Below are 19,886 nucleotides of genomic sequence, written 5' to 3' on the forward strand. Positions count from 1 at the left end.
GGTTTTGCCTTGAGTCGCCAAAATGGTTCGATACTGTCTTTTTCGTCAAATGTTAGTTTTCTGTCATTGGGAGATCTGCCATGTCACACGGGTTTGCGTCCTATGCCGAGGCGCCGATTGATGATTTCGTAAGCAGAGTCGAGGAAGGCATGGCCTCGCTGCCCAAGCAGGAGGCAAAGGTTGCGCAGTACTTCTTGCTCAACCTCAACTCGATCTCCTTCGAGACCGGCAAGTCCATCGCCCAGAAGGCGGGCGTGGCCGAGATCACCGTGGGTCGCATGCTGCGCCGCTTCGGCTGCGCGGGCATGAAGGAGTTCAAGGCGATGCTGCGGCACCGCTACTCGGTCACCGGCGAGAGCCTCGCCGATGACAGCGCCGAACTGCCGGGCGACTGGCAGGAGCAGATGAACGCCGAGCTGCGCGCGGTCAGCACCGTCTACGCCAAGATCAACACCCCCGCCTTCCAGGCCGCAGAGCGCTACCTCGGCACCGCCGAGGAGGTCTATGTCACCGGGTTCCAGACCGTGCGCGGACTGGCCGAGGACACGGCGCGGCGGCTGGCGCTGGCGCGGCCGCGCGTGCGCTTCCTGTCCGGCCATGACAGCATGCTGTCGGAATGGCTCGACCCGCCTGCGCCGGGCGGCAGTTGCCTGCTGATCATCGACGTCATCCCCTATGCCGCCGAAAGCGAGACGCTGGCGCGCATGGCGCGCGAGCAGGGGCGCGACGTGGTGGTGGTGACCGACGAGTATTGCCACTGGGCGCATGAGGTGACCGACGCAGTGATCAACACCCCCTCGAAGACCGGGTTGTTCCTCGAGTCGCTGCTCGGCCTCACCGCCGCGACCAGCCTGCTGATCCACGCCACGGCGCATGGCACCGGGCGCGACATGGATGCGCGCATGCGCGACTGGAAGCGGCTGGCGCAGCGGATCGGCATCTTCTGAGCTGCACCTTCGCCGCGCCGGGTCTTGGCGGTGCGGGGCGATCTCCGCTAGATGGAAGGCAAGCTGCGACGGGGAGGCGCGCCATCGAAAACCCATCACGCCTTTTGGCCAGGCTGCGCTTCCGGCAGGTCCGCTGCTTCCTGGAAGTGGCGCAGCGTGGCAGTTTCATGGCCGCGGCAGAGGTGCTGGGGCTGACCCAGCCCGCTGTCTCGCGCTCGATCCGCGAACTGGAGACGACGCTCGACGTCACCCTTTTCGACCGCTCCCAGCGCGGGGCTGTGCTGACGGTGCATGGCCGCAAGCTCTTCGACGCCGCCGAGGCGGCCATGGCGCTGCTGACCGAAGGGCTGCAGGCGACACAGGACATGGGCGGCAGCCGCGAACTGCTGCGCATCGGGGCGCTGCCCAATGTCTGCGGGCTGACGCTGCCGGGGATCATCGAGGATTTCCAGGAGATCTACCCGCGGACCACGGTGCGCGTCGTCTCGGGCTCCAACGCGGACCTCCTGGCGCGGCTGCGGCAGGGGGCGCTCGACGTGGTCATCGGGCGGCTGTCGGATTCCACCGCCATGCACGGGCTGAGCTTCCAGCATCTCTACGACGAGTCAATCGTCTTTGCCGTGGGGACCGAGCATCCGGTGGCGCAGAGCGGCGTGACGCCGGAGCTCCGCGCGCTGCTCGAGCAGCCGATGCTGGCGCCCATTCCCGGCACGATCATCCGCCAGGAATTGGAGCGCTTCCTGTTCAAGAGCGGCTTCGTCGCGCCGGACTTCGCGCTCGAGTCGATCGACGCGGGCTTCATCAACAAGACCATCCGCGCCTCGACCCATGTCGTGGTGACGGTCGAGGCGCTGGTGGCCGACGCGCGGGCGGCGGGGCACGTCGTGGTGCTGCCGATCTCGGACCCGGCGCTGAAGGGGCCGGTGGGGCTGACCACGCTGCCCGGGGGGCCGGAAGGACCGGCGATGCGGACGCTGCTGGGCATGTTCCGAGAGCGCCTGTCCCGCGCGCCGCGTCATACCAATAATGATATGAAAGAAGCCGAGAAGGAATAGGTCATTCCCGCGTGCATGATATATTCTCCCGTCCCAGAGGAGAAATCCGAACCGGAGGAGAGCGGATGTTCAAGACCCTGAAATTCATGACCGTGGCAGCGGTCCTGGCGGGCGCCAGCCTGCCCGCCAGCGCCGAGACGCTGGGCATCGAGGGCGGCGGTAGCGCCTCGCTCACCGGCATCGTGCCGCAGACCTGGGCGCAGTTCACCGCCGGTGCGGGCTATGATCTGCAGGTCTCGCTCGGGCAGGCGCTGACCCGCTCGGCGATGAAGGTCGGTGCGGGCCAGCTCGATCTCGCGGTGGTGCCGCCGCCCGCCTATGGCGCCATGTCGCGCGGCGTCGGCCCCTACGAGAAGACCGCCAAGCAGGCGCAGGTCTTTGCCGGCAACATGCGCATGCTGTTCACCTTCCCGGGTGGCTCGTTCCATCCCATCGTCTGGGCCGACAGCGGCATCGAGAGCTGGGAGGATATCAAGGGCAAGCGCGTCTACGTCGGTCCGCCCGCCGGTGCGGCGGCCAACCAGGCCCGCGGCATGGTGCGCGAGGCCAGCGGCGGCTTCGAGGACGGCACCGACTACGAGGGCATCCGCCTGCCGTGGGAAGCCTCGAGCCAGGCGTTCCAGGACGGCCAGTTCGACATGTACATCATGTCCGCGGCCGTGGGTCAGCAATCGGTGCAGGAACTGAGCCTGCAGCGCGAGATCCGGGTGCTCGGCGTGGCCGATGACATCGTGGCGGGCGACGGCTGGGCCGATTACCTCGTGGACCAAGCCGTGCGCACCGATGTTGTGCCGGCCGGCACCTACCAGGGGCAGGCCAATGGCGACGCCGATCAGAACATCATGGTCACCGTGATGATGATGGGCGCCAACAAGGATCTGTCGGACGAGGCGGCCTACGCGCTGACCAAGTCCTTCTTCGACAACCTCGATGCCATGAAGTCGGCCAACGCGCTGCTGTCGCGGATCAACACCGACGATCCCTTCGCGGGCGCCAACATGCCGGTCCACCCCGGCGCCGCGCGCTACTACGAGGAACAGGGCATCACCATTCCGGACGCGCTGAAAGCGGAGTGATCCGGAACCCGGCGCTGCGCCGGACCTGACGAACCTTCCCCGGCCCGCGCGAGGGCCGGGGCACCGCCGAGCCACGGCGAAGGGCCCGCCCCGGGCCGGGAGGAGATCTCATGACAGTTTCGATTGCACGCAGGGTGAAGGCCTTGCATTGGGCAGGTCTTGCCGTTGGACTTGTCATCGCCCTTGCCGGGCTCGCCAACGTTCTGCCGACCTACGGCGTCCTGCCGCGCGTCGGACCGTTCGAGCTCGACTGGTTCCGGCCGCTGTTCTACTGGCTGTGCTTCCTGAGCTTCCTGATCTGGGACGCGCTGCGCCTGACCCGCGACGAGAAGCTCACCGCCTTCCACCTGATCGGCTACGCCATCGCGCTGGGGCTGATGAGCTGGGTGTCCTGGGATTACTACCAGGTCTCGATGATCCTGAAGGACAGCTTCATGTTCTTCTCGGCCCGCGAGGCCTGGATGGCGGCGATCCCCGCCGTGCTGTCGATCATCGCCTGCTGGCGGCTCTGGGGCGCGCCCATCGCCATTCTCGGCGCCGTGGTCTTCGGCTATCTCGCCACCGGCCCTTACTGGCCCGGGGTCTTCCAGACCGTGGTCGGCGACATGAACGAGTTCATCGCCCAGAACACCTGGTACGACGCCAGCCAGGGCATCCTCGGCAATATCATGGGCATCGTGCTGTCAACCGTGCTGCCCTTCATCATCCTCGGCGCGGTGCTCGAAGGCTGCGGCGCGGGCGGCTCGATGATCCGCATCTCCTTCCACCTGATGCGCCGCTTCCGCGGCGGGCCGGCCTATGCGGCGATCTCCGCCTCGGCGCTCTTCGGCACCGTCTCGGGCAGCGCCGTGGCCAACGTGGTCGGCACCGGCGTGGTCACCATCCCGATGATCCGCCGCCGCGGCTTTTCCGGCAATTTCGCGGGCGCCGTCGAGGCCGCCGCCTCCACCGGCGGGCAGATCCTGCCGCCCATCATGGGCGCCGCCGCGCTGGTCATGGCCGATATCGTCGGCGTCAGCTACCTCGCGGTGATCCTCGCCGTGCTGATCCCCGCCATTGCCTATTACGTCAGCCTCTTCCTCGCGGTCTTCTTCGAGGCCGAGAAGCTCGGCATCACCGCGCGCGAGGAAGACGAGGCGATCGAGCCGCCCGCCGGGCAGGACTGGATCAACCTCGCGCTGGTCTTCGGGCCGATCGCGCTGATCGTCTGGCTGCTGGTCTCGGGCCTGTCTCCCGCCGGGGCCTCCATCGCGGCGATCTTCCTGCTGTTCCCGATGAGTTTCATCAACCCCGAGATCCGCCGTGCGCCGTGGAAGCTGATCGAAGCGCTGGCCGAGGGCGGCAAGACCGTCGCGCAGCTGGCCATCGCCATCGCCATGGTCGGCATCGTGGTCTCGACGCTGAACGCCACCGGCATCCCGACCAAATTCGCCGTGCTGCTGGCCAATGCCGCGAGCAGCTCGCTGATGGCCGCCCTGCTGATCGCCGCCGCCGGTTGCATCGTGCTGGGCATGGGCATGCCGACGCTGCCCGCCTATATCGCCATCGTCGCCGTCATGGGCCCCACGCTCACCGGCTTCGGCGTCGAGCTGCTGACCGCCCATATGTTCGTCTTCTTCTTCGGGGTCGCCTCGGTGATCACCCCGCCGGTGGCCATCGCGGCCTATGCCGCGGCCTCGATCTCCAAGGGCAAGCCGATCGGCACGGCGGTCGAGGCGACGCGGATCGGCGCGATGATCTTCCTCGTGCCCTTCGCCTTCGTCTACAACCCGGCGCTGCTCTTGGGCACCGAGGCTGCCGCCGCTGCCTCGCTCGGCTTCGTCGCCTTCTCGCTGCTGACGCTGGCGGCCTCGCTCTACCTGGCCTCGAGCGCGCTCATCGGCTTCGACAAGCAGCGCCTGCCGGGCTGGGAGCGCCTGCTGCGCCTCGCCTGCGCCGCAACCCTCCTGTCGCCCTACGTGCTGGCCGGTGCCGCCGCGCTGGGTCTGGGCGTCGCGCTCGCCGTCTGGCGTCGCACCAGCAAACTTCAACCCGCCGAGGCCCTCTGATGACCGACCGTCCCAGCTTCATCCTGTTCATCACGGACCAGCATCGCGCCGATTTCCTCGGCTGCTACGGCCACCCGATCGTGCGCACCCCGAACATCGACGCCATGGCCGCGCAGGGCACCGCCTTCGACCGTTTCTACGTCGCCAGCCCGGTCTGCATGCCCAATCGCGCCAGCCTGATGACCGGCCGGATGCCCGCGGGCCACGGCGTGCGCTTCAACGGCATCCCGCTGTCGCAGCGCAACGTGACCTTCGTCGAGCTGCTGCGCGACGCGGGCTATGACACCGCGCTTATCGGCAAGAGCCACCTGCAGACCTTCACCGGCATCGCCCCGGTGCTGACCCCGCCCGAGGCACGCCCCGGCTACTACAAGGCCAACGGCCCGCTCAGCGAGGCGGTGCGTAACGATTTCGCCACGCCGGGCTACCACGTCGAGGAGCCGGACTTCTGGTCGGGCGAGAGCCCCGCGGTGCCGACGCCCTTCTACGGGTTCGACCACGTGGAACTGGTGACCGGCCACGGCGACCACATCGGCGGCGACTACGCCCGCTGGGCGCGGGAGCGCGATCCCGAGATCGGCAACAAGATGGGGGCGCAGAACCAGCTGCCGCACGACTATACTTGCCCGCAGGCGGTGCGCACCGCGGTGCCCTCCGAGCTCTATTCCACCTCCTACATCGCCGAGCGCGCCTGCGCCTGGCTGGAGGCGCGAAAAGACAGCGACAGGCCGTTCTTCCTGATGGTCAGCTGGCCCGACCCGCACCACCCGTTCAACCCGCCGGGCGAGTACTGGGACATGTACGACCCGGACGACATGCCGCTTCCCGCCGCCTTCACCGCGAACGACTGGACCCCGCCGCCGCATGTGGCCGGCGTGCTGGGCGCGCGCGAGGCGGGCACGGCCAACCTCAAGGGGATGAACGCCATCGGCTGCTCGGCCCGCGAGGCGCAGGAGGCGCAGGCGCTGACCTGCGGCATGATCACCATGATCGACGACGCGGTGGGCCGGGTGCAGGGCGCCTTGACCGAAAGTGGACGCGGCGGCGAGACCGTCACCATCTTCACCTCGGACCACGGCGACCACCTCGGCGACCACCGGCTGCTGTTCAAGGGCTCCGAGCAATACGAGCAGATCACCCGCGTGCCCTTCGTCTGGGCCGACCCGCAGGGCGAGACGGGCACCCGCAGCGACCGCTTCGGCCAGACGCTGGACATCGGGGCCACCATCCTCGAGCGGGCGAAGATCGAACAGGCCTGGGGCATGCAGGGGCGCGACCTGATGTCCGAGGCGAGCGCCCCCGAGGGCGTGCTGATCCAATACGCCCACCAGGCGCAGATGGACGGGCTCGGCGTCTGCCCCAACGTGCACACGCTGCGTGAGGCGCGCTACCGGCTCTCGGTCTTCCAGGGGCTCGGCTGGGGCGAGCTCTACGACCTCGAGACCGACCCCAACGAATTGCGGAACCTCTGGGACGCGCCCGAGGCGGCCCCGGTTAAGGCGCGGCTTCTCGAGCAGCTGATGCAGGCCGAGCTGGCGCATACCGAGACCGCGCCCGCCCCGGTCGCCCGCGCCTGATCCGATGGCCGACGCAAGCACCTCCCCGCGCGCCCTCCGGGCGCGCGCATCCGCTTTGGTTCCCGACTGGGTCGGGCTGACCAGCCGCCACACGCTGCGCGCGGACCTCATGGCGGGGCTCACCGGCGCGACGCTGGTGCTGCCGCAGGGCGTGGCCTTTGCCGCCATCGCGGGATTGCCGGCGGAATACGGCTTCTACACCGCGATGATCTCGACGCTGGTCGCGGCGCTGCTCGGCTCGAGCTGGCAGGCGGTCTCCGGGCCGACCACGGCGCTGTCGATCATGCTCTTCGCCACGCTCTCCGGGCGCTACGTTCCGGGCTCGCCCGAGTACATCACCGCCGCGATCACCCTGTGCCTGATGGTCGGGCTCATCCAGCTCGCCTTTGCCCTCGCGCGGCTCGGCGCGCTGGTGGATTTTGTCTCGCATTCGGTGATGACCGGCTTCGTCACCGGCGCTGCGATCCTCATCGCGCTGAGCCAGATCCGCCACGTGCTGGGCGTGCCGCTACCCTCGACCAGCGATCTCGTTGCTTTCCTCTCGGCCATCCCCGAGGGCGCGCTGGCGGCGGACTGGCGGGCGCTGGCGATCTCCGGCGCGGCCTTCGGCGTCGGGCTAGCGATCAAGCTCTGGCGGCCACTCTGGCCCAACTACCTCGCCGCGCTGGTGGTCGCCACCGGCCTCAGCCTGGCGCTCGGCGGCGCCGAGGCGGGCATCGCCACCATCGGCCCGCTCGGAGAGATCGTGCCCAGCATGGCCCTGCCCGAGCTCTCGCTCGGCGATCTGCGCGAGTTCGGCGGCGGCGCCATGGCCATCGCCATCGTCGGCCTGCTGGAAGCTCTCTCGGTCTCGCGCGCGCTCGCCCTGCGCTCGGGGCAGATGATCGACGGCAACCGTGAGTTCTTTGCACAGGGCCTGTCCAACGTCATCGGCAGCCTGTTCCGCTGCTACCCGAGTTCGGCGTCATTCACCCGCTCCGGCATCAACTTCGACGCCGGCGCGCGCACGCCGCTTTCGGCGATCTTCTCTTCGGCCTTCCTCTTCGGGATCCTGCTGCTGGTCGCCCCGGCCTTTGCCGTGGTGCCGATCCCCGGCATCGCCGGGGTGATCATGCTGGTGGCCTGGCGGCTGATCGATTTCCGCGAGATCCGCCACCTCGTCACCTCCTCCTCGACCGAGACGATCATCGCGGGGGTCACCTTCGTCACCGTGCTGCTGGTCGACCTCGAGACGGCGATCTACGTCGGGGTGCTGCTGTCGCTGGGCTTCTTCCTGCGCGGTGCGGCGCGGCCGTTCCTCGGGCAGGGCGCCCCCGATCCCGCAACCCCGGGCCGGGTGTTCAAGCACGCCGCGCCGAACGGGCTGCAGGAATGCCCGCAGCTCATGGTCTGCCGGCTCGACGGGCCGCTGTTCTTCGGCTCGGTGGAGTTTCTCCGCCGCGAGTTCCGCCGGCTGGAACGCGAGCGCCCGCTGCAGAAGACCATGCTGTTCATCGTCAAGGGCGGCGGCGACATCGACCTTGCCGGGGCCGACCTGATCCTCGACGAAGCGCAGCGGCGCGAGCGCATGGGCGGCACGCTGCACCTGCAGGTGAAGACCCCCCGCACGCTGACCAAGCTGGCCCGATTCAAGGTGGTCCGCACGCTGACCCGCGAGCGGCTGCACCTGTCCAAGGGCGACGCCATCGCCGAGATCGTGCCGAAGCTCGACGAGAGCATCTGCGCCACCTGCGAGAAGCGCATCTTCCTCGAATGCGCCGGACGGCCCGGCCCCCCGAAGCAGAGGGGCTGAGCGGGGCGCGGGCTCAGCCCTGCGCGGCGATGCCCAGGGTCTGGACCACGTCCTCGGTGATCACCGGCACGCCGGAGCAGCCGGCGATCCAGCTCAGCGCCATGTCCTGCTGCGCGCGGCTGAAGTCGGCCAGCGCATCGCCCACGAAGAACGGCTCGATGTCGCGCTGGAAGGCCTCGGCGGCGGTCGCGAGACAGCCGATATGGGCGTAGATGCCGGTGACGATCAGCTGGTCGCGCCCGCGCGCGCGCATCAGGTGGGCGAGGTTCGAGCGCTGGAACGCGCTGTAGCGATGCTTGACGAGGGTGATGTCGCCCTCTGCCGGCGCGAGCATGGGGATGATCTCCTCATGCTCCGGGATCGCCGACATGCCCGGCCCCCAGAGTGCCGCCTGCAGCCCGCGGTCGGGGCGGAACTGGTTGCCCTTCTGCGCGGTGTAGAAGACCGGCACGCCCGCGGCGCGGGCCGCCTCGAGAAGCCGCACGATATTGGCGGCGGCGGCGGCGATCGTGCTGCCCTGGCGGGTGAAGGCATCGCTGCCGTAGGCGGCGCAGAAGTAGCGCTGCATGTCATGCACCAGCAGCGCCGCACGGCCGGGGGCCAGCGCGAAGGGCGCGCGCGGGGTCGGCAGCTCGGCGGCGGTGGGCAGCGGGTAGTCGGGTATTTTCGGAAGGGCCATGGGAGCTTTCTTGCGGAACGTGGGAGTGTGGGGTCAGAGGCCCTCGGAGATGCCGAGCGCACGGCGCATGGCGAGGAACTTGGCGCGGGTCTCGGCGACCTCCTCGAGCGGGTCCGAGGCGGCGACGATCCCGGCCCCGGCAAAGAGACGCGCCGCGCAGCCCTCGATCATCGCGCAGCGCAGGGTGACGTGCCATTCGCCGTCGTTGGCGCCGTCCACCCAGCCGAGCGTGCCGGCATAGAACTCGCGGTCGAAGGGCTCGGCGGCGGTGATCGCCTGCAGCGCCTCGCGCAGCGGCGCCCCGGCGACGGCGGGGGTCGGGTGCAGCGCCGCCAGCAGCTCGAGGCAGGGCGTGTCCGGATCGCGCAGCTCGCCGTCGATGCAGGTGCCGAGGTGCCACATGCTGGCGGTGCGGTCGAGCTGCGGCGCATCCGGGACGCTGAGCTTCGCGCAGTAGGGGGCGAGGACATCGTGGATGTATTCCACCACCACCCGGTGCTCGACATTGTCTTTCTCGGAGCCGAGCAGCGCGGCCTTCACCTGCGCGTCCTCGGCGGCATCCTCGCGCCGCCGGGCCGAGCCGGCCAGCGGGTGCGAGCGGATCGCGGCGCCGGTCTTGCGCAGCAGCAGCTCGGGCGTGGCGCCGACCAGCCAGCGCGCGGCGCCCTGGGCGCCGGGCAGGGGCAGGCAATAGGCGGTGACATGCGGGTCGGTGCCGAGCCGCGCGGCCACGGCGAAGGGATCGAGTTCGCGGTCGGTCCGCAGGTCCAGCGCCCGCGCCAGCACCGCCTTGCGCAGCGGGCGCGCGGGGTCGGCCACCTGCGCCGCCGTCGCGGCCACCGCCTCGGCATAGCCCTGCTGCGACGGCAGGCGCTGCAGCGCGAGCGGACGGGCGGCGTCATCGGCCTGCGGTTCGGCCGGGGCGGCGGCCAGCGCGGGACGGAGCGTGTAGAGCCAGCCCGGCAGGTCGCGCTCGAAGGGGAAGGCACCATAGAGCCGCTGCGAGATGGCCTGGCCGGCGGCGAAGGCGGTGAGCGTGTCGGAGCTGGCGTCCTCGATGACGCCGCTGCGGGGGCCGAGACGCAGCGGAAGCCCGAGGCAGGGCGCACCCGCTGGAAGGGAAATCGCAAGTTCGCTCAAGGAACAATTCCTGATCTAGGAGCTGCCTGCCGGATAGGTGGGTGCTGGAGTTGAGAAATTTGCCGCGCTGCGGCGTCTGGTCTCGACCTAGCGCGGCGGCGCGAGCCGTGTCAATTCACAACTCCAAGGGCTTCCGCGACCGGCCCGACGTCGCCTGCCCAAGGCCCGCGCGCGCCGGATAGGCGCTCACGGAACGACCGGATCACGGGCGCGAACCATCCCGGCTCGCTTCTTTGGGGTGCGTTTTCGTGGTATGCTCGCGCCATTCTTTTGAAAATGCATTTCTTCCGGGGAGGGTTTTCGTGAACCGATCAGCACTCGGCCAGGCGCGCAACTTTTCTGTGCGCCGCTCTCTTCCGGCCCGCGCGGCGACGCGGAACCGGTCCAGCGACGCCGAAACCTCTCCGCTCTACGGCGCCTTCTAGGCCATGAGGTTCCAAGACGACTGGGTCGCGCAACGCGGGTTCTCCTGGAAGACGGCCTATGCGCTGGCCTCCGCCTGCAAGCTCTCCTACGAGACCACCGCCGAGACCAGCCGGGTGCTGGGGCAGGTCTGGCGGGTGCACGGCCGGGTGTTCCGCGCCGGCACCACCGAGGGGCTGCTGGCCATGGGGCCGCGCTCGGCGGTCCTCGCCTTTCGCGGCACGCAGGGGCTCGCCGACTGGATGAGCAACCTGCAGATCCCGCCTGCCAATTCCGCCGCCTTCGGCGCGGCCATCCACAGCGGATTTCTCGATGCCTACGTCTCGGTGGCGCATCTCGTGGCACGCGCCGTCGAGGAGGCGGGCGGGCGCACGCTCTGGTTCACCGGGCACAGCCTCGGCGGTGCGGTCGCCGTGGTCGCCGCGGCGCATCACCGGGCGCGGCGGCCCGCCGGGGTGGTCACCTTCGGCCAGCCGCGGATGCTGTCGGACGGGGCGGCGGGCTTCATGCGCGCGACCTTCGGCACCAGCTACGTGCGGGTGGTCAACGCCGACGACATCGTCGCGCGGATCCCGGTGATCTACCGGCACACGGGGCGCCTGCTGCATTTCAACTTCGCCGGCGCGCTGGAGGCCGAGAACGGCTTCGAGAGCGCGGTCGAAGAGGCGGCGAGCGACGGCCCGCCGCCGGTCAGCCCTGAAGAGGAGGCCGCCATCGAGGAGGCCGCCGAGGCCGCCCGCATCGCCGCCCCCGTCGGGCCGGAGTTCGAGTCCCTCGAGGGCCGGGCCGAGGACGGGGCCGATGTCGCGGTCGAAGGGGTGATCCCCGGCGTCGCGGCGCACCGGATCGACGCCTACGTGCAGCTCATGCGGGTGCGGGCGCTGGCCACCGAGGCCGAGGACGACACGTTCGACGATGGGGCGCGGGCGCTGCTGCGCGGCCGCGAGGACGACACCGAGGGCGGGCTCGAGACCATGTTCGAGATGGAGCTCGAGGGCGACGCACCCCCGCCTCAGGTGCCGCGCCAGCCCGTGGTGCTCCGCCTGCGCAGCGACGCCTGGGTGCCGCCCGCCGGCATGCCGGTGTCCTCGCGCTTCGGCCAGTTTGCCACGGCGCTCGCCAGCGCGGCGGATATCGACGCGCTGCGGGCCGATCCCATGGTGGTTGCCATCGAGGTCAGCCGCGAGGCGGGGATCGAGGAACTCGACCACTCGGTGCCCTTCGTCGGCGCGGCGGACATCCACCGCCCGCCGCTGGACGAGCGCGGCGACCAGGCCATCGTCGGGCTCATCGACACCGGCGTCGACATCCTGCATCACGCCTTTCGCAAGCCGGACGGCCGCACGCGCATGCTGGCGATCTGGGACCAGCGCAGCGGCGGCGGCCTGACCCCGGCGGGCACCGATCCCGCCTTCACCCAGACTCACGGGCGGCTGTTTCTCGCGGGCGAGATCGACGCGATGATCGCCGCGCATGAGGCGGGCGCGGCAGAGGTGCCGATGCGTCTGCGCGACCTCGCCGGGCATGGCAGCCACGTCGCCGGTATCGCGGCGGGCCGCGCGGCGGGGCAGATGGCCGAGGGCATGGCGCCCGAGGCGCCGATCCTCTGCGTCATGGCGGGGATCACCCAGGGGCCCGGCGAGCCGCCCAGCATCGGCTACTCGATGAGCCACGTCGACGCGCTCGCCTTCCTGCGAAGGGCCGCGCAGGGCGGCACCGCGGTGCTGGCCGACCCGCGGCCCATCGCGATCAACGTCAGCCTCGGGATGAACGCCGGCGCGCATGACGGCTCCACCACGCTCGAGGCCGCCTTCGACGCGATCACCGGCGGCGGGCGCGACCCGGACTGCGTGATCGTCAAATCCGCCGGCAACGAGCGTGGCAACGCGGGCCACGCCAAGGTCTCGGTCGCCGACGGGTTGCTGGCCGAGCTCAAGTGGGCCAGCTCGGCGCGGGTGCGGGATGCGGATTACTTCGAGGCCTGGGTCGACGGCATGGACGATGTCGCCTTCCGGCTGATCACCCCGGCGGGGCAGGCGACCGACTTCGTCTCCTTCGATGCGCCGGAGATCGAGGCGACGCTCGGCGGCAATCTCTGCAGGCTGTTCCTCAAGGAACTGCACCCCGACAATGGCGCGCACCGGCTGGTGATCTCGATCCGCGCGCAGCCCGACCCGATCCAGGTGGGCGGCTGGACGCTCGAGATGCACGGCCGCCAGATGCTCAGCGCCGCGCGCGAGGTGCACATCTGGGTCGAGCGCACCAACGCGCGGGCCATCCGCTTCGACACGCAGGATCCCGAGATGACGCTCTCCGTCCCCGGTACCGCGCGCACGGTGATCACCGTCGGGGCCTGCAATTCCGAGACGCCTTCGCGGCTCAACGACAGTTCCTCCTGGGGCAACACCCGCGACGGGCGGCGCAAGCCCGAGCTCTGCGCGCCGGGCTTCCAGGTCCGCTCGGTGCAATCGGGCGGCACGGGGCATGACGAAACGCGGACGATGAGCGGCACCAGCATGGCCGCGCCGCATGTGACCGGGGCGATCGCGCTGGTCATGTCGCGGCGCCGCAAGCTCGGGCTGCCGCCGCTCAACGCGGTGCAGTTCCAGACGGCGCTGATCCGGACGGTGCGCGGCTCACCCACGCATCACCACGTCGGGGCGGGCTACGGCGTGCTGGACGCGAAAGCGCTGTTCGACGAGCTGACCGGCTGAGCCGGGCCTCAGTTCACCAGGCGCTCGATGCGGCCCCGCTTGGTGGCGTCATTGCCCTGGCTGTGCAGGATCGCGCGGATCTTCCCGACCTGCTCCGGCCGGATCCGGCTGGTGTCGATGCCGGGGGCGAGCGTTCGCACCTGCTGCAACTCGCCCTGAGTCAGCTCGACCGGGCGGCCGATGCTCATCGCATAGCGCTCGTCTTCGGCTTGGGCTTCTTCGGTCTGGGCTCCGGGGGCAGCGGCCTGGTCGCCGTCCATCGGCGTGCGGCTGCGGTTGACCATGGCGAGGCCGACGACGACCAGCAGCGCGCCGATCACGAAGACAACAGCAAAGCTTTTCATGGCGGGCTCCGATCCATCGTTGGTTCACGCCCCAAACATAGGGTCTCGCGGCGCGGGCACAAGGCACGTCAGCCCCGCGGCGCCTGCGCCTTCACGTGGTCGACGAAGGCGCGCAGCGCGGGCGGCATCAGCCGCCGCTCGGTGAAATAGAGCGAGGGGCCGGGGAAGGGCGGGGTCCAGTCCTCCAGCACCGTCATCAGCCGCCCGGTCCTCAGATCCTCGGCCAGGTAGTCGTCGAAGGTATAGACCAGCCCGTGCCCGGCGCGGGCGGCCACCAGTCCGGCGGCGGCGCTGTTCACCGCGAGCCGCCCCTGCGGGTGCAGATCGAAGGCCCGCCCGTCCTTTTCGAAGGACCAGGGCAGGGTGGTGCCGGTGCCGAAGACATGGGTGATGCAGGCGTGGTCTGCGAGGTCATCGGGCTGCGCCGGGGCGCCGTGCTGGGCGAGATACCCGGGTGCGGCGGCGACCAGCATGCGCTGGTCGGCCCCGACCCGCACCGCCACCATGTCCTGCGCCAGCGCCTCGTCGTAGCGCAGCCCGGCGTCGAAGCCGCGGGCAACCACGTCGACAAGGTCGCCCTCGCTGACCACCTCGATCCGCACGCCGGGATGCTGCGCGAGAAACGAGGTGACCAGCGGCATCAGCCGCAGCTCGATCGCCGGCGCCGGGCCGTTGATCCGGATGCGCCCGCTGAGCTGCGCATCGCGCCCACTGCCGACCGAGGCGGCGGCTTCCCCCAGCACCGCAACCGCATCGCGGCTGCGCGCCAGCAGCCGCTCGCCTTCTTCGGTGAGCGAGGTGCTGCGGGTGTTGCGGTTCAGCAGGCGCACCCCGAGCCGCGCCTCGAGCTCGCGGATGCGCTCGCTCAGGGTCGAGGGCGAGATTGCCAGCTCCGCCGCCGCCCGGCGGAAGTTGAGGTGCCGCGCCACGGTGACGAACTGCGCGAGGGAGTTCAGGTCGATCTGCTGCATTGTTCGGATATCCGGATAGGCTATGCGTATCTGTACGATTTATCGAACCAGCCTGACAACCTATCTCTGGCTCCGAACGGGGCGGATATGCCGCCCCGCGGAGACAGGAGTTCCTGAGATGACCCGCAAGATTGCCCTCATCACCGGCGCGAGCCGCGGCCTTGGCCGCGCCGCCGCGCTGCACCTTGCCCGCGCGGGCGTCGAGGTGATCGGCACCTACAAAAGCGCCCCCGAGGCGGCGGCCGAGACCCGGCGCGAGATCGAAGCCCTTGGCGTGCGCGCGGCGATGCTGCCCTTCGACGCGGGCGGCGATGACATCGCCAGCTTCGCCGCGGCGCTGGACGAGACGCTGCAGACCAGCTTCGGGCGCGACAGCTTCGACTACCTCGTCAACAACGCCGGCTTCGGCCTGCATGCCAGCATCGCCGGCACCGAGCCGGAGCAACTCGACCAGCTCTACCGCGTGCACCTGCGCGCGCCCTTCCTGTTGACCCGAACGCTGTCCCCGCGGATTGCCGAGGGCGGCGCGGTGCTCTTCGTCTCCACGGGGCTGGCGCGGTTCACCCTGCCGGGCCACGCCGCCTATGCGGCGATGAAGGGTGCGGTCGAGGTGCTCACCCGCTACGCCGCGCAGGAGTTGGGGCCGCGCGGCATCCGGGTGAACTGCCTGGCCCCCGGCGCCATCGCCACGGATTTCGCCGGCGGCGCCGTGCGCGACAACGCCGAGCTGAACGCGCAGGTCGCCGGGATGACGACGCTTGGCCGGGTTGGCGAGCCGGACGATATCGGCGCGGGAGTCGCGGCGCTGCTGACCGGCGGGCTTGGCTGGATGACCGCGCAGCGGGTCGAGCTGTCGGGCGGGCAGGGGCTCTGATCCGAGCTGCTGTCCCCGCGGGGACAGCTGCCTGTCGGGACGAAGGAGACCTCAATTCCCCTTGGGCGTACCGCCTGCTGCGGTGTGGACCCAAGGGGATTTGTCGGGAGGTAGAATAGCCACTCACATTAAGAAAGTCCCTGCCTGTGGACCTACCCCGGGCGGGGTTAACAACTCGTAAATTTGTGTGAAGATTTGGCTTGTCGTAGCGTCATTTTGCCCTTGTTTCATTGGGCTTCAAAGTGGTCCCGGGCGGTAACAATCTTAACGCAAACGGGGCGGCCATTTCCGGCCGCCCCGCGTTTCATGGCTTGATGTCTGTCCCGCCGATCAGTTCGGCAGGGCGCCGCAGAAGCCGCCCGAGGCGATGCTGCCCGAGCCGAAGGCGAGCAGCGCGGGCGCCTGGTAGGGGTTCGGCGGCGTTGTCGCGAGGTCGAAGACCAGCAGTGCTGCAAGGAAGGCCAGCGCGAGCGCGGCGGTGAAGCTGCGGGTCATGTCCGCGCCTCCAGCCCCAGCAGCGGCCGCAGCCGGATGCCGAGGAAGGCCCCGGCGAAGGCGGCGACGAACCAGACCCAGCCGTGCAGGCTGCCGGTGGAGATGCCCGAGAAGAACGCCCCGACGTTGCAGCCGAAGGCCAGGCGCGAGGAGTAGCCGAGCAGGAAGCCCGCCACGATTGTCGCGACCCAGGCGCGTGCCGGGTAGGACGGCAGCTTGCTGGCCAGCGCGCCGCGGCGCCAGGCGGCGACGCCGAAGGCGCCGAGGATGATGCCGATGTCGGTCAGCGAGGTGTAGTCGGTGAGCACGCTCGACTGCACCCGCTCCATCGAGCCCGGTGCGGCCCAGAAGGCCGAGGCCGAGAGGTCTCCGCCGAGCGCGGCGTACCCCTTGGCGGCCCAGAGACCGAGCCCGTAGACCACGCCCCAGGGCTGGCCCGCCACCAGCAGGTTGCCGATCGCCAGCAGCGCGAGCAGCACGGCGGCGATGGCGTGGCGGCGGCTCAGCTTCACCGTGCCGGGCGCGGCGCGCCACAGGAAGATCGCCGCCGCCAGCGCCAGCAGCACCAGTGTCACGCCAAGCCCCGCGCCGCCCGAGAGCGTCAGGATCGGCAACGCGCCGAGGTCGGTCCACCAGATCAGGTTCCACGCCCCGGCGAAGCTGCCGAGCGCGAAGAAGGGCAGGGCCAGCAGGCTCACCGGGTTTCCGCTGCCGGCGTTGACCAGCGTGCCCGAGCCGCAGCCGAGCACGATCTGCATGCAGGCGCCGAAGACGAAGGCGCCGCCGATCATGGCAAAACCGATGGGGGCCTGCGCGCCGATCAGCTCCCCGGCGTGACTGCTGAGCAGCGGGATGGCGACCACGGCGACCAGCGCGATGGACAGCAACTGCGCCAGCACGCCCGAGGGCTCGCGGCGCAGGATCATCGCGCGCCACGGTCCTGCGAAGCCGAAGCGCATGCCCTCCAGCGCGATGCCGAAGCCGAGGCCGATGGCCAGCAGCAGGCCGTAGCGTGCGCCGGCGAAGAGCGCGACGAGGGCCACGACGACAAGCGCGCCGAGGATCAACCCGGCGCGCTGCGGCATGGCCCCTGCGGGCGCGGCTCCTGCCGCGCCTTGGGTGGCGGTCTGGCTCATCAGTTGCCCCCGGTGACCTGGTTCAGCAGGTTCTTGAACAGGCCCGGCGCGTTCTGCATGTCACGGCCGGTCTGCGAGTATTCGACCATCGAGCCGGGGTAGAGCTTGACGCTCTCGATGCCGGCCATCTCGCTCAGCGCGAACCAGTTGGTCGCTGCCCAGTGGCCAGTGTTGCAGAACGACACGACCTCTTCGCCGTCGGCGATGCCGAGCGAGGCCTTCAGTTCCTGCACGTCCGCGATCTGGCCGATGGCGGTGGCACCGCTCTGGAAGAACTGCGTGTAGGCGTAGTTCTCTGCGCCGGGCAGGGTGCCGGGCTTGGCGGCGGCGCCATGGGCCTTCTTGCCTTCGTAGAAGGCGGCGGGGCGGGCGTCGAGCAGCAGCGCCTCGTGGCCGCCGTCGACCACGTCCGCGACCTCGGGGGTCTCGGCGGTCCAGGCGTCGTTCCAGGTGATGTCGAGCTCGGTCGGCTCGGGGGTCACCGCGTCCTTGCTCAGCGGCAGGCCGGTGTTGACCCAGGCCTGTGCGCCGCCGTTGAGGATCGACAGCTCGGTGAAGCCGGAGCTCTTCAGGGTCCAGTAGACGCGGGCGGCGGCGCCGAAATCGGTGTCGGTGTCACCCTGAGAGACGATGACCACCGGCGCGTCGGGCGCGAGGCCGAGCTCTTCGTAGGTGGTTTCGAGCTGGTCCACGGGCACGGTTGCGCCGGGGTTGTCCTTGGGGCCGCGGAACAGGCCGTAGGGGGCCGAGACGGCGCCCGCGATGTGGCCGTCTTCATAGCCGTCGCCGCGGATGTCGAGCACGACGGGCGCGCTCTCGGCGGCGAGGGCGGTGTCCAGTTCGGCGGGGGTGACCAGCGGGCCGAGATCGGCGGCCAGCGCGCCGGTGGCGGTGAGGCCGCTGATCGCGGCGGAAAGAGCGATCGCTTTGTAGGTCATGGTGAGCCTCTCGGAATGAAGTGTTCGTTTCCCCGCCTTATTTCGGTCTAGCGGGGGCGGCGGCAAGGTCGCGGCGGCGCGGAAGCGGCGGCGGGCCGGGAACGTCGCTCCGGCTTTCGCGCTCGGCTTGGACCGCTGATTTTGCAAGGCGCCGCGGCTGGGACAGTTTCCCACCCGCGACGCCTGTCGTGCAAAAGTGTTCTTTTTCAAGCGGGAACCGGCGCCGGTTTGCAGACGACGGTTCCGCACGCTCACTCGATGCCGCTGCGGCGGGCATCCCAGAGCGTGATCGCGAAGAGCACGAAGCCCCCGGCGCTCAGCGACGCGCCGACATAGCCCGAGGCCGGGAAGTCGTGCCCTGCCGCGATGACCCGCGCCGCGAGGAAAGGGCCGACCGCATTGGCGACGTTGAAGGCCGCGTGATGCAGCGAGGCGGCGAGCTGCTGCGCCTCGCCGGCGACGTTCATCAGCCGGGTCTGCATCACCGTCGAGACACCGCCCAGGATGCTCATGCAGAGCACCGCGAGCCCCATGGTCCAGAGCCCGCCCGCCACCGCCGCGGGGAAGAGCGCCAGCACCACCGCGCCGCCACCGAAGGCGAAGAAGGCGGTGAGGTTGAGATTGCGGTCGGCCAGCGCGCCCATCGCGAGGTTGAAGATGGTCATGCCGATCCCGGCGATCATCAGCATCAGCGCAACCATGTTCTCGGAGGCGCCGAGCGTGCTCTGAACGGTCGAGGCGATGTAGGTGTAGACCGAGAAGAAGCCGCCGAAGCCGACGGCGCCGGTGGCCAGCGTCAGCCAGACCTGGCGGTTCTTCAGCGCGCCGAGCTCGCGCAGCGGGTTGGCATCGGGGTCGGCGGGGGTCCGCGGCGCCTTGAGGTAGACCGCCAGCGCCGTCGCCAGGGACAGCGCGCCGACGATCGCGAAGCCCGAGCGCCAGCCGATGAACTGGCTCATCCAGCTTGCCGCGGGTACGCCGATGGTGGTGGCGATGGTCAGGCCGAGGAACACCCGCGAGACCGCAGTGGCCCGCTTGTTGCGCGGCACGATGGAGGCGGCGACCAGCGCCGCGACCCCGAAGTAGGCGCCATGCGGCAGGCCCGAGAAGAAGCGCGAGACGGTGAACAGCCCGAAGCTGGGCGCGAGGGCCGAGAGCGTGTTGAACAGCGCGAAGGCCAGCATCAGCCAGATCAGCAGCATGCGCTTGCGCATTTTCGCCCCGGCCACCGCCAGCACCGGGGCGCCGACGACCACGCCGAGCGCATAGGCGCTGATCGCGTCGGCGGCGCGGGCCTCGCTGACGCCGAGGTCCGACGCGAAGCTGGGCAGCAGCGCCATGGCCGCGAATTCGGTGGTGCCGATGGCAAAGCCGCCCATCGAAAGTGCGAAAAGCACCGTGCGCGCTGAATATTCCCGGGCACCATCCTTGGTCGGGGCACCGGCGATCTCGGCCGTTGTCTCGGTCATGCAAACCTGCTTCGTGTTCTGGGAACCGGGTAGGTTCTCGGTGTGTCCGTCCCCGCGAGCACAGCTAGAGCGACCCGGCCGCAGGGGCAACCTTGCTGTTATCGCTCACGGAAATGTTAGGGGTCTTTGCCGCGCAGGTGCCGTCCGCTGGCGCCCTGTGGCGCGTTTGCCGGCGGAATCGGCGCGGCGCGCGCGGGCGATGGACGCA

General features: G+C 69.9%; 16 protein-coding genes. 8 read left to right on the top strand and 8 right to left on the bottom strand.

The features are described 5' to 3' along the window. Nucleotides 1-80 precede the first annotated feature (80 nt). The 6 genes from LC039_RS09035 to LC039_RS09060 all read left to right on the top strand — a co-directional run bounded on the left by LC039_RS09035 (nucleotide 81) and on the right by LC039_RS09060 (nucleotide 8,495). Nucleotides 81-947, top strand: coding sequence for a MurR/RpiR family transcriptional regulator (locus LC039_RS09035; protein ID WP_226623404.1), 867 nt, complete (start codon nucleotides 81-83; stop codon nucleotides 945-947). A 104-nt stretch (nucleotides 948-1,051) separates the two neighbouring features. Then, nucleotides 1,052-2,002, top strand: coding sequence for a LysR substrate-binding domain-containing protein (locus LC039_RS09040; RefSeq protein ID WP_226623407.1), 951 nt, complete (start codon nucleotides 1,052-1,054; stop codon nucleotides 2,000-2,002). Nucleotides 2,003-2,067: 65 nt separating this feature from the next. Further along, on the top strand, nucleotides 2,068-3,078 hold the full coding sequence (locus LC039_RS09045) for a TAXI family TRAP transporter solute-binding subunit (protein ID WP_226623408.1): 1,011 nt from the start codon (nucleotides 2,068-2,070) through the stop codon (nucleotides 3,076-3,078). 110 nt (nucleotides 3,079-3,188) lie between these two features. Beyond that, nucleotides 3,189-5,126, top strand: coding sequence for a TRAP transporter permease (locus tag LC039_RS09050; protein ID WP_226623409.1), 1,938 nt, complete (start codon nucleotides 3,189-3,191; stop codon nucleotides 5,124-5,126). Then, complete coding sequence (locus tag LC039_RS09055; protein WP_226623412.1) at nucleotides 5,126-6,703, top strand: sulfatase; 1,578 nt, start codon at nucleotides 5,126-5,128, stop codon at nucleotides 6,701-6,703. Before LC039_RS09050 ends, LC039_RS09055 begins: the two co-directional genes overlap by 1 nt. Before the next feature lie 4 nt (nucleotides 6,704-6,707). Next, the gene (locus LC039_RS09060) at nucleotides 6,708-8,495 is read left to right on the top strand and encodes a SulP family inorganic anion transporter (RefSeq protein ID WP_226623415.1); all 1,788 of its coding nucleotides are present in this window, start codon (nucleotides 6,708-6,710) and stop codon (nucleotides 8,493-8,495) included. A 13-nt stretch (nucleotides 8,496-8,508) separates the two neighbouring features. Here LC039_RS09060 and LC039_RS09065 read toward each other — a convergent pair whose 3' ends face one another. Then, nucleotides 8,509-9,174 (bottom strand): isochorismatase family protein, encoded by a 666-nt coding sequence (locus LC039_RS09065; protein WP_226623416.1) that lies wholly within the window; start codon nucleotides 9,172-9,174, stop codon nucleotides 8,509-8,511. 33 nt (nucleotides 9,175-9,207) lie between these two features. Continuing rightward, a complete protein-coding gene (locus tag LC039_RS09070) occupies nucleotides 9,208-10,314 on the bottom strand; it encodes an isochorismate synthase MenF (protein WP_226623417.1) in 1,107 nt (368 codons plus the stop codon). A gap of 428 nt (nucleotides 10,315-10,742) precedes the next feature. Between LC039_RS09070 and LC039_RS09075 the strand changes: the two genes are divergently transcribed. Next, nucleotides 10,743-13,451, top strand: coding sequence for a S8 family serine peptidase (locus LC039_RS09075; RefSeq protein ID WP_226623418.1), 2,709 nt, complete (start codon nucleotides 10,743-10,745; stop codon nucleotides 13,449-13,451). Nucleotides 13,452-13,459: 8 nt separating this feature from the next. Here the strand turns inward: LC039_RS09075 and LC039_RS09080 are convergent, their stop codons facing one another. After that, a complete protein-coding gene (locus tag LC039_RS09080; RefSeq protein WP_226623419.1) occupies nucleotides 13,460-13,795 on the bottom strand; it encodes a hypothetical protein in 336 nt (111 codons plus the stop codon). Between the two features lie 68 nt (nucleotides 13,796-13,863). Continuing rightward, the gene (locus tag LC039_RS09085; RefSeq protein ID WP_226623420.1) at nucleotides 13,864-14,766 is read right to left on the bottom strand and encodes a LysR substrate-binding domain-containing protein; all 903 of its coding nucleotides are present in this window, start codon (nucleotides 14,764-14,766) and stop codon (nucleotides 13,864-13,866) included. Between the two features lie 118 nt (nucleotides 14,767-14,884). Between LC039_RS09085 and LC039_RS09090 the strand changes: the two genes are divergently transcribed. Beyond that, nucleotides 14,885-15,640: an SDR family NAD(P)-dependent oxidoreductase gene (locus LC039_RS09090; RefSeq protein WP_226623421.1), complete on the top strand. Its 756-nt coding sequence runs from the start codon at nucleotides 14,885-14,887 to the stop codon at nucleotides 15,638-15,640. Nucleotides 15,641-15,970: 330 nt separating this feature from the next. On the opposite strand, the gene LC039_RS09095 is transcribed toward LC039_RS09090, so the two are convergent. The 4 genes from LC039_RS09095 to LC039_RS09110 form a co-directional block, all read right to left on the bottom strand. After that, on the bottom strand, nucleotides 15,971-16,135 hold the full coding sequence (locus tag LC039_RS09095) for a hypothetical protein (RefSeq protein ID WP_226623422.1): 165 nt from the start codon (nucleotides 16,133-16,135) through the stop codon (nucleotides 15,971-15,973). Then, nucleotides 16,132-17,271: a YeeE/YedE family protein gene (locus tag LC039_RS09100; protein WP_413463818.1), complete on the bottom strand. Its 1,140-nt coding sequence runs from the start codon at nucleotides 17,269-17,271 to the stop codon at nucleotides 16,132-16,134. The genes LC039_RS09095 and LC039_RS09100 overlap by 4 nt, the downstream gene beginning before the upstream one ends. Then, nucleotides 17,271-18,209 carry a sulfurtransferase gene (locus tag LC039_RS09105; RefSeq protein WP_226623424.1) on the bottom strand — a complete coding sequence of 313 codons (939 nt, stop codon included), beginning with the start codon at nucleotides 18,207-18,209 and terminating at the stop codon, nucleotides 17,271-17,273. The genes LC039_RS09100 and LC039_RS09105 overlap by 1 nt, the downstream gene beginning before the upstream one ends. A gap of 251 nt (nucleotides 18,210-18,460) precedes the next feature. Next, on the bottom strand, nucleotides 18,461-19,678 hold the full coding sequence (locus LC039_RS09110; protein ID WP_226623425.1) for an MFS transporter: 1,218 nt from the start codon (nucleotides 19,676-19,678) through the stop codon (nucleotides 18,461-18,463). Nucleotides 19,679-19,886 lie beyond the last annotated feature (208 nt).

Origin of the sequence: Alloyangia pacifica (assembly GCF_020524285.1) — a bacterium.
GTDB lineage: Bacteria > Pseudomonadota > Alphaproteobacteria > Rhodobacterales > Rhodobacteraceae > Salipiger > Salipiger pacificus_B.